Source organism: Pseudonocardia hispaniensis, from assembly GCF_042658695.1.
Lineage (GTDB): Bacteria > Actinomycetota > Actinomycetes > Mycobacteriales > Pseudonocardiaceae > Pseudonocardia > Pseudonocardia hispaniensis.
The window spans coordinates 55,504-68,787 of the sequence record NZ_JBHSQW010000044.1; the positions used below are offsets into that span (position 1 = coordinate 55,504).

The following is a 13,284-nucleotide window of genomic DNA, read 5'->3' on the forward strand; positions in this document are numbered from 1 at the left end:
GCCGAGATGAGCACTGACGGAGGTCCTGTGCAGACCCCGCCCGACCGGGCGCCGCACGTCAAGACCGTGCTGCGACTGGCCGGTTTCATGCAGCGCTACGCCGTGCTGCTCGGGGGCGTGGTCAGCGTGGTGGCGATCGTGGTGGCGGCGGTGCTGCGCGGATCGGGCGGCGCGGTCGGATCCGTCATCGGGGCGGTGATCGGGCTGGCCATCGGCGCGGTCGGCATCGTGGTCATGCGCCGCACGGCCGCGGCCACCCCGGCGGGGGTGATGATCGGCGCGCTGACGGCGTTCGCCGGGAAGTTCGTCCTGCTGCTGGTATTCCTGCTGATCTTTCGCGGGACGACGTTGTTCGACAGCCGGACGTTCGCGTTCACCCTACTGGCGGTGACGGCCGCCTGGATTGCCGGTGAAGTGATCGGATTCGTTCGCGCTAAGGTCCCCGCAGTCGATCTGTGACCGTTGCCAGGGGCGGTGCCGGATGGTGACGGTGGTCGTCGGAAAAATACCGTGATGACGATCTCTCTGCGATCTGGCTCACTCGATTTCCGGCCTTCTACACGCGATAGAGGGACGTTGGCCGGTCGCAGTGCCTCGAACGACCCCGGTTCTGGCCCACGCGGACGTCGTTCGAGGTCCTCCCAGGTAAGTGCCGATTAACGTGCCTGCTATCGTCCCCCCTGATGGAGCCGGACCAGCCGCGTGGCGGTGGGGGGCAGCCGCCACCTCCGCCCGGTGAGGCTTGGACTGCTCTGTCCCATCTCCTGTCCGGATTTCTGCTTTTCGGGGGAATCGGCTGGGGGCTGGACAAGCTGCTGGACATGCGGGTCTTCACCGTGGTCGGGCTACTGGCCGGCGGGGTTGCCTCGCTGTACCTGATCTACCTCAGGTACGTCAAGTCTTGATCATCGCGATTCTGTCGGTCCGGTTTCCGCCGGTCGGCGGAACCGGAAGGAGCACTAGGTGACCACGACGGCCACCGCCCCCGCACCGGGGTTCGAGCCCCCGGGTGTCGCGGACTTCAACCTGCCGCCCGTTTTTGGCCAGGTCACGAAGCCGGTCCTGCTGCTTGTGCTCGCCGCGATCATCATTTTCGTGGCGTTCCGCTTCACGGTGCGCAAGCCGGCTCTGGTGCCGGGCAAGGCACAGTTTCTCGGCGAGTCCTTCCACGGGATCGTCCGCAACTCGATCGCCCGGGACATGATCGGGCCGGAGTACCTCAGGTACGTCCCCTTCCTGACCACGCTGTTCGCGTTCCTCCTGGTGAACAACCTGTTCGGGATCGTTCCGCTGCTTCAGTTCCCGACGTTCTCCCACCCCGGCGTTCCCTATGCGCTCGCCGGCCTGGTGTGGCTGATCTACAACTTCGTCGGGATCAAGCATCACGGATTCGTCGGGTACATGCGGCTCTCGACGTGGCCGCCGGACGTTCCGTGGTGGGTGCGGATCATCCTCACGCCGATCGAGTTCATCTCGAACATCCTGCTGCGTCCGGTGACGCTTTCGCTGCGGCTCTTCGGCAACATGTTTGCCGGGCACCTGCTGCTGCTGTTGTTCATCCTCGGTGGCGAGTACATGCTGTTCGTCGCCGACTCGATCACCCTGAAGGTGATGGCCCCCTTCGCCTTCGGGATGGGCATCGTCTTCACCTTCTTCGAGGCCTTCGTCCAGGTGGTGCAGGCCTACATCTTCGTCATGCTCACGGCGTCGTACATCGGTGCGTCGCTCGTTGACCACCATTAGTAGCCCGACCACTTCAGACCTCTCGGAGCCGCGGGCGCCGCGGACCGGATCGAAAGGAAAAGCAACACCGTGAACATCAGCGGCAACCTCAACGTCATCGGCTACGGCCTGTCGGCCATCGGCCCCGGTATCGGTGTGGGCATCGTGTTCGCCGCCTTCATCAATGGCGTGGCCCGTCAGCCGGAGGCCCGCGGCCAGTTGCAGGGCATCGCGTTCATCGGCTTCGCGCTGTCCGAGGCGCTGGCCATTCTGGGCCTGGTGCTCGCGTTCGCGCTGGGGGGTTGATCACGCCGGACGCCGGTCCGAGGCGGAGGAGCACACACATATGACGACCACACTTCTGGCCGCGGAGACACCGAGCCCGCTCGCGCCGCATCCCATCGAGATCGTTGTCGGGCTGATCGCGTTCCTGCTGCTGCTCTGGGTGCTCAAGCGCACCGTCTTCCCGCAGTTCGAAAAGGTCTATGCCGAGCGCGTCGACAAGATCGAGGGTGGCATCAAGCGGGCCGAGGAGGCTCAGGAAGAGGCCTACGCGCTGCGCCAGCAGTACGAGGACCAGCTGGCCGGTCTGCGAGCCGAGGCGGCTCGGATCCGCGACGACGCCCGCGCCGAGGGCCAGCTGATCAAGGCCGAGCTACGGGCCCAGGCGGAGGAGGAGGCCGAGCGCATCCGTCAGCGCGGCGCCGAGCAGATCGCCGCGGCTCGTGAGCAGGTCGCCCGCCAGCTCCGCGCCGAGATCGGCGGCATCGCCGTCCAGCTCGCCGAGCGCCTGGTCGGTCGCGAGCTGTCCGCCGAGACCCGCCGGGCCGAGACCATCGATGCCTTCCTTGCCGAGCTCGATGAGCTCGCCGAGCGCCGGGAGACGACCCCGGCGGCGGGCGGGGCAGGCTGATGGCCCTCGTGCTCCAGGCGACCAGCCGGGAGTCGCTGGCCGGTCTTCGGGCTCGGCTGGACGCCTACACCGACCACGCGGGCGCGGCGGACCTCGACCGACTCGGTGAGGACCTGTTCGCCGTGACCCGGCTGCTGGTCGCCCAGCGGTCGTTGCGCCGCAACCTCTCCGACCCCGGGGCGCCGGAGTGGGCCCGCACCGGCCTGGTGCGCGACCTGCTGGGCGAGCGGATCTGTCCGCAGGCGCTCGATCTGGTCACGGCCGCCGCGGCGGTCCGCTGGTCCCGGTCGATCGACCTGGTGGAGGCGCTCGAACTGCTGGCCCGCCAGGCCGTCCTCGCGGTCGCGGAGAAGGTCGGCGGCCTCGACGATGTCGAGGATGAGCTGTTCCGCTTCGGCCGCATCCTCAACCGGGAGCCCGAGCTGACTGCGCTGCTGGCCGACGAGGGGGCGCCCGCCCAGGGCCGGGCGGCGCTGCTCGAGCGCCTGCTCGCCGGGAAAGCCTCCGTGGTCACCGCGGCCCTGCTGCGCCAGACGGTACTGACACCGCGCGGCAGGCACCTCGACCTCGCGGCCGAGGAGCTCGCCGAGCTCGCGGCGGCCCGCCGGGAGCGTTCGATCGCCCGGGTGCGCGCGTCGGCCCGGCTGGCGCCGGACCAGGAGCAGCGCCTGACCGCCTCGCTCACCCGGCTCTACGGGCGGCCGATCTCGCTGCAGATCGAGCTCGACGAGGGCCTGCTGGGTGGTCTTGTGGTCACCGTGGGCGGCGAGGTCATCGACGGAAGTGTGGCCGGACGACTGGCCGCGGCCCGCCGTACGCTGCCGAGCTGACCTGGGCTCCGCGACGAGACGTAACTGACTGATCGAGAAGAAGGAACGACGATCGCCATGACAGAGCTGACGATCTCCCCGGAGGAGATCCGGAGTGCGATCTCCAGCTACGTCTCGTCGCTGGAGACCGAGACCTCCCGCGAGGAGGTGGGCACCGTCTCCGACACCGGTGACGGCATCGCCCACGTCGAGGGCCTGCCTTCGACGATGACCAACGAGCTGCTGGAGTTCGAGGGCGGCGTCCAGGGCGTCGCGCTGAACCTGGACCAGCGCGAGATCGGTGCGGTCATCCTCGGCCAGTACGGCGGCATCGAGGAGGGCCAGCAGGTCCGCAGGACCGGCGAGGTCCTCTCGGTGCCCGTCGGGGATGCCTTCCTCGGCCGGGTCATCGACCCGCTGGGCGCCCCGATCGACGGCCTCGGCGAGATCAAGGCCGAGACCCGGCGGGTGCTGGAGCTGCAGGCCGCCACGGTGATGCAGCGCCAGAGCGTCTCCGAGCCGCTGCAGACCGGTATCAAGGCCATCGACGCGATGACGCCGATCGGCCGCGGCCAGCGCCAGCTGGTCATCGGTGACCGCAAGACCGGTAAGACCGCGGTCTGCGTCGACACGATCATCAACCAGAAGCAGAACTGGGAGAGCGGCGACCCGAAGAAGCAGGTCCGCTGCATCTACGTCGCGGTCGGCCAGAAGGGCTCCACGATCGCCGGCGTCCGGCAGTCGCTGGAGGACGCGGGCGCGTTGGAGTACACCACCATCGTCGCCGCCCCCGCCTCCGACCCGGCCGGCTTCAAGTGGCTCGCCCCCTACACCGGCTCGGCCATCGGGCAGCACTGGATGTACCAGGGCAACCACGTCCTGATCGTCTTCGACGACCTGTCCAAGCAGGCCGAGGCCTACCGTGCGATCTCGCTGCTGCTGCGCCGCCCGCCGGGCCGCGAGGCCTACCCCGGTGACGTGTTCTACCTGCACTCCCGGCTGCTGGAGCGCTGCGCCAAGCTCTCCGACGACCTGGGCGGGGGATCGATGACCGGGCTGCCGATCATCGAGACCAAGGCCAACGACGTGTCGGCCTACATCCCGACCAACGTCATCTCCATCACCGACGGCCAGGTCTTCCTCGAGTCCGACCTGTTCAACCAGGGCGTCCGGCCGGCGATCAACGTCGGAATCTCGGTGTCGCGGGTCGGTGGATCCGCGCAGATCAAGGCCATGAAGCAGGTCTCCGGATCGCTGCGGCTGGACCTGTCGCAGTACCGCGAGCTGGAGGCGTTCGCCGCGTTCGGCTCCGACCTGGACGCCGCGTCGGCCGCCGCACTGGGCCGCGGCGAGCGTCTGGTCGAGCTGCTCAAGCAGCCGCAGTACTCGCCGGTGCCGGTGCAGGAGCAGGTCGTGTCGATCTGGCTGGGCACCGCGGGCCAACTCGACACGGTCCCGGTGGCCGACATCCGCCGCTTCGAGCAGGAGTTCCTCGACCACGTGCGCCGCAACCACGAGGGTATCCTCGGTGAGATCCGCGACACCGGGAAGCTCTCCGACGAGCTCGTCGAGCGGCTGCAGGGTGTGGCGGGTGACTTCAAGCGCCAGTTCACGGCGTCCGACGGCAGCTCCGTGGTGCCGAAGGAAGCTCAGGCCGAGGCGCTGGACTCCGACGAGGTCGAGCAGGAGACCGTCAAGGTCCACAAGCCTGCCCCGACCGCGAGCTGAACGGATAACAACCGATGGCGGCACAGATCCGGGTGCTGCGGCGGCGGATCCGGTCGACGCAGTCCATCAAGAAGATCACGAGGGCGATGGAGCTCATCGCGACCTCGCGGATCGCGAAGGCGCGGGCACGGGTGCAGGAAGCCAAGCCCTACGCCGAGGAGATGACCCGAGTCCTCACCGAGCTGGCGACTCACGCGGCCCTCGACCACCCATTGCTGGTCGAGCGGGAGAACGCCAAGCGGGCCGCGGTGCTGGTCGTCACCAGCGACCGTGGTCAGTGCGGAGGCTACAACGCCAACGTGCTCAAGGAGGCCGAGCAGCTCCAGCAACTGCTGCGTGAGCAGGGCAAGCAGCCCGTGCTCTACGTGATCGGGCGCAAGGGTGTGGCCTACTACCGGTTCCGGCGCCGCCCGGTGGCGGCGTCCTGGACCGGGTTCTCCGAGCAGCCCACCTACGCCGATGCGGCGGTTGCCGCACGCACGCTCGTCACCGCCTTCATGGCGGGGCAGGACGACGCGGACGGCTCGGCCGGTCCCGATGGTGTCGAGGGCGTCGACGAGCTGCACCTGGTGTACACGCAGTTCAAGAACATGGTCACGCAGACGCCGCAGGCGCGGCGGATGGCGCCCATGGAGGTCGAGTACGCCGAGACCGAGGGAGGCGGAATCGCCTCGGAGACCGCCACCGGCGGCGCGTCGGGCGTCTCGGAGGCCGAGCAGCGGGCGGGGCACATCGCGCCGCGACCGCTGTACGATTTCGAGCCCAGCGCTGATGTGTTGTTCGACGCGCTGCTGCCCAAGTACATCGGAGCCCGCCTGTTCGCGGCGCTGCTCGAGTCGGCGGCGTCGGAGTCGGCGAACCGGCAGCGGGCCATGAAGGCCGCGACGGACAACGCGAACGAACTGATTCGTACCCTGACTCTCGAGGCCAACCAGGCCCGCCAGGCCCAGATCACCCAGGAGATCAGTGAGATCGTCGGTGGCGCCGACGCTCTCGTGAGCGCAGGAAGTGAGAACTAGATGGCCGCCGCCGTAGACAACACTGATACCCAGACGGGGACGGGCCGGGTCGTTCGGGTCACCGGCCCGGTCGTCGACGTCGAGTTCCCGCGCGACCAGGTTCCCGAGCTGTACAACGCGCTCACGGTCGAGGTGACCTTCGCCGACCTGGCCAGGACGCTGACCCTGGAGGTCGCCCTGCACCTGGGGGACAACCTGGTGCGGGCGATCTCGATGCAGCCGACCGACGGCCTCGTGCGTGGCCAGTCGGTCACCGATCTCGGCCGTCCGATCTCGGTGCCGGTGGGCGACCAGGTCAAGGGGCACGTGTTCAACGCCCTCGGGAACTGCCTCGACCAGCCCGACCTGAAGTTCACCGGCGAGCTGTGGGGCATCCACCGCACGGCGCCCAGCTTCGACCAGCTCGAGGGCAAGACCGAGATGCTGGAGACCGGCATCAAGGTCATCGACCTGCTCACCCCGTACGTGCAGGGTGGCAAGATCGGCCTGTTCGGTGGTGCGGGTGTGGGTAAGACGGTGCTCATCCAGGAGATGATCACCCGTGTCGCCAAGAACTTCGGTGGTACGTCGGTGTTCGCCGGTGTCGGTGAGCGCACCCGTGAGGGCAACGACCTCATCACGGAGATGACCGAGTCCGGCGTCATCAACGACACCGCCCTGGTGTTCGGTCAGATGGACGAGCCGCCGGGCACCCGTATGCGGGTCGCGCTGTCCGCGCTGACGATGGCGGAGTACTTCCGGGACGAGCAGAACCAGGACGTGCTGCTGTTCATCGACAACATCTTCCGGTTCACCCAGGCCGGCTCCGAGGTCTCCACGCTGCTGGGCCGGATGCCGTCCGCGGTGGGTTACCAGCCCACGCTGGCCGACGAGATGGGCGAGCTGCAGGAGCGGATCACCTCGACCCGGGGCCGGTCGATCACCTCGATGCAGGCGATCTACGTGCCCGCGGACGACTACACCGACCCGGCGCCTGCCACCACGTTCGCGCACCTGGACGCGACCACCGAGCTCTCCCGGCCGATCTCCCAGAAGGGGATCTACCCGGCCGTGGACCCGCTGAGCTCCACCTCGCGCATCCTCGACCCGCAGTACATCGGCGACGAGCACTTCCGGGTCGCGAACGAGGTCAAGCGGATTCTGCAGCGCTACGCCGACCTGCAGGACATCATCGCGATCCTCGGTATCGACGAGCTGTCCGAGGAGGACAAGCAGCTCGTCGGCCGGGCCCGCCGCATCGAGCGGTTCCTGTCGCAGAACCTGCTGGTCGCCGAGCAGTTCACCGGTCAGCCGGGTTCGACGGTCCCGCTCAAGGAGACGCTCGAGGCCTTTGACAAGATCGCCAAGGGTGAGTTCGACGACGTCCCCGAGCAGGCGTTCTTCCTCTGCGGTGGCCTCGACGACCTCGAGAAGAACCGTAAGAAGCTGCTGGGCTGAGTTGACGGGATTCTGGGCATCATGGCGGAGATAACGGTCGAGGTCGTCGCGGTCGAGCGGCGCCTCTGGTCGGGCGAGGCGAACTTCGTCTTCGCCCGCACCACCGAGGGCGAGGTGGGTGTACTGCCCGGCCACGAGCCGCTGCTCGCGCAGCTCGAGCACGCCGGTGTGGTGCGCATCGACACGATCGACGCCAGATCGATCACCATGGCGGTACACGGCGGGTTCATTTCGATCACCCCTGACCAGGTGACGATTCTGGCCGAGTACGCCGAGTTCGCCGACGAGATCGATGTGGCGCGGGCGCGTGCGGCGCTGGACAAGGCCGACACGTCCGCGCCCGAGGGCGCGGCGGCCCGGGCGAGGGCCGAGACGCGGCTGAGGGCTGCCGAAGCGGCTTCGGCTTAGCGGGAGCGCGCAGTGGGATCCCTCGCGATCATCGTCGAGATCCTGCTGCTGCTCGCCTGTCTGCTGCTGTGTTGGCTCGCCATCCGGCGGGTCCGGCTCATGCGGGGCGGCGGTGTGGACGTGTGTCTGCGCCGCCGCCCCGCTGTTTCCCGTGACAGCCTCGCCGGCTGGCACTTCGGGGTGGGCCGCTACCGTGGCGACGAGTTCGCCTGGTACCGGCTCACCAGCTTCCGCCTCGGTCCGACGGTGCGCATCGACCGCACCGGACTGGAGATCGTCGATCGGCGGGCCCCCACGGCTGAGGAGCACTACGCGATTCCCCCGTCGTCGACGGTGCTGCGCTGCCGTACCGACGGCGAGGAGATGGACCTCGCGATGACACCCGGGGTGCTCACCGGCTTCCTGTCCTGGTTGGAGGCCAGCCCCCCGGGCCGCACCACCGGCTACCGCCAAGCCTCCTGACCCTTCCCCGCGAGTCGGGGTATTTCCGCGACCGAGTCGGGGCCGGCAGGAACGGCAACGCCCGTTCGCGAGCCCGCCGTCCGGTTCCCTCCGGCTACGTGGACCCGCCCGGCTGCCACAGGACGTCGCCGTCGGGGTTGGCGACCCGGCCGAGGATGAACAGCAGGTCCGAGAGCCGGTTGAGGTACTTCGCGGTCAGCGGGTTGGTGTGTTCGGGATCGACCTCGAGCAGGGTCCACACCGAGCGCTCCGCCCGCCGGGTGACCGTGCGCGCGACGTGCAGATGGGCGGCGCCCGGCGTGCCGCCGGGCAGGATGAACGACGTCAGCTTGGGCAGGTCGGCGTTGAACTGGTCACACCAGCCCTCCAGACGCTCCACGTAGCCCTCGGTGACGCGCAGCGGTGGATACTGCGGATTCTCGACGATCGGCGTGCACAGGTCGGCACCGACGTCGAACAGGTCGTTCTGCACCTGCCGCAACGGCACGAGGATGGCCTCGGCGAGCTGCCCCACGGTGACCGCGACGCCGACGGCGGCATTGGCTTCATCGGTGTCGGCGTAGGCGGCGAGCCGCGGATCGGTCTTGCGCACCCGGCTGAAGTCGCCGAGCGCGGTCGTCCCGTCGTCACCGGTCTTGGTGTAAATCCTGGTCAGGTGCACGGCCATGGCATGACGGTAGCGCGGGCGCTCGGCGGTCAAGAGACGCCGAGACTCGCGACACACCGCGACTCGCGCTCGGAAATACCCCGACTCGCGCTCGGAAATACCGCGACTCGCGGGGAGGGGTGGGGAGTGACGGGTGGCGGGCCCGATACCGTCGGCTTCTGTGGTGGAGCATTTCGCGGTCCGCGGTGGCGTTCGGCTCGTGGGTTCGGTCGACGTCGTCGGGGCGAAGAACAGCGTGCTGAAGCTGATGGCGGCCGCGTTGCTCGCGGAGGGGACGACGACGATCACCAACTGCCCCGAGATCCTCGACGTTCCGCTGATGGCCGACGTGCTGCGGAGCCTCGGCTGCGACGTCCGGGTCGAGGGCGGCACCGTCACCATCGACGTTCCGGCCGTGCTCAGCGCGCAGGCGGACTACCGTCCGGTGTCCAAGCTGCGGGCCTCGGTCTGCGTCCTCGGGCCGCTCGTCGCCCGTTGCCGGCGTGCGGTGGTGCCGTTGCCCGGCGGGGACGCCATCGGCTCCCGGCCGTTGGACATGCACGCCTCCGGGCTGCGCAAACTCGGTGCGACCACCGAGATCGAGCACGGTCGGGTGGTCGCGCAGGCCGAGCATCTGCGCGGCGCGCAGATCTGGCTCGACTTCCCCAGCGTCGGGGCGACCGAGAACATCCTCATGGCCGCGGTTCTCGCCGACGGCGTGACCGTCATCGACAACGCCGCGCGCGAGCCCGAGATCGTCGACCTCTGCACGATGCTGCAGCGCATGGGGGCCAAGATCGAAGGCGCTGGTTCCTCGACGTTGACCGTGTACGGCGTCTCCGGCTTGCAGCCGACCGAGCATCGCGTCATCGGTGACCGCATCGTCGGAGCCACCTGGGCGTTCGCCGCGGCCATGACCCGAGGCGAGGTCGAGGTGCGCGGCGTCGACCCACACCACCTCGATCTGGTGCTGGACAAGCTGCGCAGCGCCGGCGCCCACACCGAGATCCGGGTCGACGGGTTCACCGTGGCGATGGAGAACAGGCCGCGGGCCGTCGACTTCGTCACGCTGCCCTACCCGGGCTTTGCCACCGATCTGCAGCCGATGGCGATCGCCCTCTCGGCGGTCGCCGACGGCACCTCCATGATCACCGAGAACGTGTTCGAGGCACGCTTCCGGTTCGTCGACGAGATGGTGCGTCTCGGCGCGGACGCCCGGACCGACGGCCATCACGCGGTTCTCCGCGGCGTCGAACGGCTCTCCAGCGCGCCGGTGTGGGCCAGCGACATTCGGGCCGGGGCGGGGCTGGTCCTTGCCGGGCTCTGCGCCGACGGCGAGACCGAGATCTGGGACATCGAGCACATCGACCGTGGCTATCCACGGTTCGTGGAGAACCTGCGCGCGCTGGGCGCGGATATCGAGCGGTTGAGCACCGAGCCCGACCGGTAGGTGTCCTGCGGGAGGAAGCCGCGGATGTGTACCTGATGTCCGGCTGCCTCGCCGTCGAGCCCGGCCGAAGCCGGGGAACCGGCTACTCCCGAGGGCCCCGGCTGAGCACCACCTTGGCGTCGACGACATCGGCGGGGAATACCAGCAGCCGGTAGCCCTCCTCGGTGCCGCCGAAGCCGATGGTGGAACGGATCCCAGCGCCGTTCAGGCGGGACCGCAGCAGCTGCGCCGCCGACTCCGTCGGCACCCGGGAGACCTCCTGAAGCAGGCCGTGGCCGGTGGGGTCGTCCGGATCGTGGTGGGGCGGGTCGGGCAGTGACCCGCTCGTGCCGTATGCCCAGCGCAGCACGACGACGAGTAGGCCGATCCCGACCAGGGTGGCGAGGAACTCGTACAGGCCGAGCGGGACCATCGGACAATTGTGAGCCAATCGGCGCGGACCGGGCTTCCTTCTGGATCGGTCCGTCGCATACTTTCCCGAGTAAGGTGCGTACTTTTCCACTCGCACGATCGTCGCGGCAGCCGTGGCTACCGGCCAGTACGATCAGTCGATCCTTGATGGCGGAGGTGTCCGGTGCCGTACCCGACCGACCGTGAGCGTGACCGACCCTGGGTGATCCGGACCTATGCCGGGCATTCCTCGGCGGAGCGCTCGAACGCCCTCTACCGGCGCAACCTCGCCAAGGGACAGACCGGCCTGTCGGTGGCGTTCGATCTGCCCACCCAGACCGGTTACGACCCCGACGATCACCTCGCGAAGGGTGAGGTCGGCAAGGTCGGGGTCCCGGTGGCGCATCTCGGTGACATGCGCGCGCTGTTCGACGGCATCCCGATGGCCGAGGCGAACACCTCGATGACGATCAATGCGCCGGCGATGTGGCTGCTCGCGCTCTACGTGGCCGTTGCCGACGAGCACGGGGCCGACCGGGCCAAGCTGGCCGGCACCACACAGAACGACATCGTCAAGGAGTACCTGTCCCGCGGGACCTACGTCTTCCCGCCCGGGCCGAGCATGCGGCTGATCACCGACATGATCGCCTGGTCGGTCACGAACATGCCGCGGTGGAACCCGATCAACATCTGCAGCTACCACCTGCAGGAGGCGGGCGCCACGCCCGCGCAGGAGCTGGCCTACTCGCTGTCCACCGCGATCGCGGTGCTCGACTCGGTGCGTGATTCGGGGCAGGTCCCGCCTGCGAAGTTCGGCGACGTCGTCGGTCGGATCTCCTTCTTCGTCAACGCCGGCCTGCGCTTCGTCGAGGAGATGTGCAAGATGCGCGCCCTCGGGCGGCTCTGGGACGAGATCACGGCCGAGCGCTACGGCGTGACCGATCCCAAGCAGCGTCGGTTGCGCTACGGCGTGCAGGTCAACTCGCTGGGGCTCACCGAGGCCCAGCCGGAGAACAACGTGCAGCGGATCGTGCTGGAGATGCTCGCGGTGACGTTGTCCCGTGACGCTCGAGCCCGCGCCATTCAGCTACCCGCATGGAACGAGGCGCTGGGCCTGCCGCGGCCCTGGGACCAGCAGTGGGCGCTGCGGATGCAGCAGGTGCTGGCCTACGAGACCGACCTGCTCGAGTACGAGGACCTCTTCGAGGGCTCACGCGTCGTCGAGGCGAAGGTCGCGGAGCTCATCGACGCCGCCCGCGCCGAGATCGATCGGGTCCAGGAGATGGGCGGCGCGGTCGCGGCGATCGAGTCGGGCTATATGAAGGGCGAGCTGGTGTCGTCGCTGGCCGAGCGGCGGCGGCGGATCGAGTCCGGTGAGGATGTCGTCGTCGGGGTCAACAGGTTCGAGACGACCGAGCCCAGCCCGCTGCAGGCCGAGGGCACGCGGGCGATCGAAACCGTCGACCCGCAGGTGGAGGCCGCCGCGATCGAGGCGGTCCGGCGGTGGCGCGCCGAGCGGGACAACACCGCGGTCGAGGCGGCGCTGGCCGGGCTGCGTGAGGCGGCCAAGACCGACGCCAACCTGATGGAGGCCTCGATCGTGTGCGCGAAGGCCGGCGTGACGACGGGGGAGTGGGCCGGGGCGATGCGTGAGGTGTTCGGGGAGTTCCGGGCGCCGACGGGGGTCTCCGCCGCCGTCGCCTCCGGAGAGGCCGCCACCGAGATCGCCGCGGTGCGGGAGCGGGTGCGCGCCACCGGGGACGAGATCGGTGCCCGGTTGCGGATGCTGGTGGGCAAGCCGGGGCTCGACGGGCACTCCAACGGCGCCGAGCAGGTCGCTGTGCGCGCCCGCGACGTCGGCTTCGAGGTCATCTACCAGGGCATCCGGCTGACCCCCGGGCAGATCGTGGCGGCCGCGGTGCAGGAGGGCGTGCACGTGGTCGGGCTGTCGGTGCTGTCCGGCTCGCACCTCGAGGTGGTTCCCGCGGTGGTCGAGGGCCTGCGCGCCGCCGGCGCCGATGATGTCCCGGTGGTCGTTGGCGGGATCATCCCGCCGGAGGACGCGGTGGCGTTGCGGGACAGGGGGGTCGCCGCGGTGTTCACGCCGAAGGACTTCCAGCTCACCGAGATGATGGCCGACATCGTCTCGCTGATCCGGTCGGCGCACGGCCTTCGTTGATCCGGTCCACAACCTCCAGCTGGGTCGTTACGGTCTGATTACGACCTGACAGCGAAGATCGCCGAATGTGCTGGGTCCCCATAGTTTCGGACCACTCGCCGGGCACGGGCGTGCGAGTATC

Annotated in this window: 15 protein-coding genes; 13 read left to right on the forward strand and 2 right to left on the reverse strand. The window is 69.0% G+C overall.

Going from position 1 to position 13,284, the window contains the following annotated elements:
* Positions 1–6 precede the first annotated feature (6 nt).
* From ACFQE5_RS20460 to ACFQE5_RS20510, 11 genes are all read left to right on the forward strand, one after another.
* Positions 7–459 carry a hypothetical protein gene (locus tag ACFQE5_RS20460; RefSeq protein ID WP_379587332.1) on the forward strand — a complete coding sequence of 151 codons (453 nt, stop codon included), beginning with the start codon at positions 7–9 and terminating at the stop codon, positions 457–459.
* Between the two features lie 224 nt (positions 460–683).
* On the forward strand, positions 684–905 hold the full coding sequence (locus tag ACFQE5_RS20465) for an AtpZ/AtpI family protein (RefSeq protein WP_379587333.1): 222 nt from the start codon (positions 684–686) through the stop codon (positions 903–905).
* A gap of 58 nt (positions 906–963) precedes the next feature.
* Positions 964–1,743, forward strand: coding sequence for a F0F1 ATP synthase subunit A (atpB, locus tag ACFQE5_RS20470; RefSeq protein ID WP_379587334.1), 780 nt, complete (start codon positions 964–966; stop codon positions 1,741–1,743).
* Positions 1,744–1,812: 69 nt separating this feature from the next.
* Positions 1,813–2,028: an ATP synthase F0 subunit C gene (gene atpE, locus ACFQE5_RS20475; protein ID WP_379587335.1), complete on the forward strand. Its 216-nt coding sequence runs from the start codon at positions 1,813–1,815 to the stop codon at positions 2,026–2,028.
* 40 nt (positions 2,029–2,068) lie between these two features.
* Entirely contained in the window at positions 2,069–2,635 is a 567-nt protein-coding gene (locus tag ACFQE5_RS20480; RefSeq protein ID WP_379587336.1) for a F0F1 ATP synthase subunit B, read from the forward strand.
* Entirely contained in the window at positions 2,635–3,465 is an 831-nt protein-coding gene (locus ACFQE5_RS20485) for a F0F1 ATP synthase subunit delta (protein ID WP_379587337.1), read from the forward strand. The genes ACFQE5_RS20480 and ACFQE5_RS20485 overlap by 1 nt, the downstream gene beginning before the upstream one ends.
* Before the next feature lie 57 nt (positions 3,466–3,522).
* Positions 3,523–5,172 carry a F0F1 ATP synthase subunit alpha gene (gene atpA, locus ACFQE5_RS20490; protein ID WP_379587338.1) on the forward strand — a complete coding sequence of 550 codons (1,650 nt, stop codon included), beginning with the start codon at positions 3,523–3,525 and terminating at the stop codon, positions 5,170–5,172.
* A 14-nt stretch (positions 5,173–5,186) separates the two neighbouring features.
* Entirely contained in the window at positions 5,187–6,191 is a 1,005-nt protein-coding gene (locus tag ACFQE5_RS20495) for a F0F1 ATP synthase subunit gamma (protein ID WP_379587339.1), read from the forward strand.
* Positions 6,192–7,628 (forward strand): F0F1 ATP synthase subunit beta, encoded by a 1,437-nt coding sequence (gene atpD / locus ACFQE5_RS20500; protein WP_379587340.1) that lies wholly within the window; start codon positions 6,192–6,194, stop codon positions 7,626–7,628.
* 21 nt (positions 7,629–7,649) lie between these two features.
* Complete coding sequence (locus tag ACFQE5_RS20505) at positions 7,650–8,036, forward strand: F0F1 ATP synthase subunit epsilon (RefSeq protein ID WP_379587341.1); 387 nt, start codon at positions 7,650–7,652, stop codon at positions 8,034–8,036.
* 12 nt (positions 8,037–8,048) lie between these two features.
* Complete coding sequence (locus ACFQE5_RS20510; protein WP_379587342.1) at positions 8,049–8,498, forward strand: DUF2550 domain-containing protein; 450 nt, start codon at positions 8,049–8,051, stop codon at positions 8,496–8,498.
* 94 nt (positions 8,499–8,592) lie between these two features.
* Here the strand turns inward: ACFQE5_RS20510 and ACFQE5_RS20515 are convergent, their stop codons facing one another.
* Entirely contained in the window at positions 8,593–9,165 is a 573-nt protein-coding gene (locus ACFQE5_RS20515; protein ID WP_379587343.1) for a cob(I)yrinic acid a,c-diamide adenosyltransferase, read from the reverse strand.
* 160 nt (positions 9,166–9,325) lie between these two features.
* Here ACFQE5_RS20515 and murA point away from each other — a divergent pair, with 160 nt between their 5' ends.
* Positions 9,326–10,594 carry a UDP-N-acetylglucosamine 1-carboxyvinyltransferase gene (gene murA / locus ACFQE5_RS20520; protein WP_379587344.1) on the forward strand — a complete coding sequence of 423 codons (1,269 nt, stop codon included), beginning with the start codon at positions 9,326–9,328 and terminating at the stop codon, positions 10,592–10,594.
* An 82-nt stretch (positions 10,595–10,676) separates the two neighbouring features.
* Here murA and ACFQE5_RS20525 read toward each other — a convergent pair whose 3' ends face one another.
* Positions 10,677–11,006, reverse strand: a complete 330-nt coding sequence (locus ACFQE5_RS20525) for a hypothetical protein (RefSeq protein ID WP_379587345.1) — start codon at positions 11,004–11,006, stop codon at positions 10,677–10,679.
* A gap of 162 nt (positions 11,007–11,168) precedes the next feature.
* Here ACFQE5_RS20525 and ACFQE5_RS20530 point away from each other — a divergent pair, with 162 nt between their 5' ends.
* The gene (locus ACFQE5_RS20530; RefSeq protein WP_379587346.1) at positions 11,169–13,163 is read left to right on the forward strand and encodes a protein meaA; all 1,995 of its coding nucleotides are present in this window, start codon (positions 11,169–11,171) and stop codon (positions 13,161–13,163) included.
* Positions 13,164–13,284: the final 121 nt, after the last annotated feature.

What these genes read in the sequence shown, in the direction of transcription:
- ACFQE5_RS20465 (WP_379587333.1), top strand. Translation starts at nt 684, where the DNA reads ATGGAGCCGGACCAGCCGCGTGGCGGTGGGGGGCAGCCGCCACCTCCG.
- atpA (WP_379587338.1), top strand. Translation starts at nt 3,523, where the DNA reads ATGACAGAGCTGACGATCTCCCCGGAGGAGATCCGGAGTGCGATCTCC.
- ACFQE5_RS20525 (WP_379587345.1), bottom strand. Translation starts at nt 11,006, where the DNA reads ATGGTCCCGCTCGGCCTGTACGAGTTCCTCGCCACCCTGGTCGGGATC.
- ACFQE5_RS20505 (WP_379587341.1), top strand. Translation starts at nt 7,650, where the DNA reads ATGGCGGAGATAACGGTCGAGGTCGTCGCGGTCGAGCGGCGCCTCTGG.
- ACFQE5_RS20460 (WP_379587332.1), top strand. Translation starts at nt 7, where the DNA reads ATGAGCACTGACGGAGGTCCTGTGCAGACCCCGCCCGACCGGGCGCCG.
- ACFQE5_RS20485 (WP_379587337.1), top strand. Translation starts at nt 2,635, where the DNA reads ATGGCCCTCGTGCTCCAGGCGACCAGCCGGGAGTCGCTGGCCGGTCTT.
- ACFQE5_RS20515 (WP_379587343.1), bottom strand. Translation starts at nt 9,165, where the DNA reads ATGGCCGTGCACCTGACCAGGATTTACACCAAGACCGGTGACGACGGG.
- atpD (WP_379587340.1), top strand. Translation starts at nt 6,192, where the DNA reads ATGGCCGCCGCCGTAGACAACACTGATACCCAGACGGGGACGGGCCGG.
- ACFQE5_RS20495 (WP_379587339.1), top strand. Translation starts at nt 5,187, where the DNA reads ATGGCGGCACAGATCCGGGTGCTGCGGCGGCGGATCCGGTCGACGCAG.
- ACFQE5_RS20480 (WP_379587336.1), top strand. Translation starts at nt 2,069, where the DNA reads ATGACGACCACACTTCTGGCCGCGGAGACACCGAGCCCGCTCGCGCCG.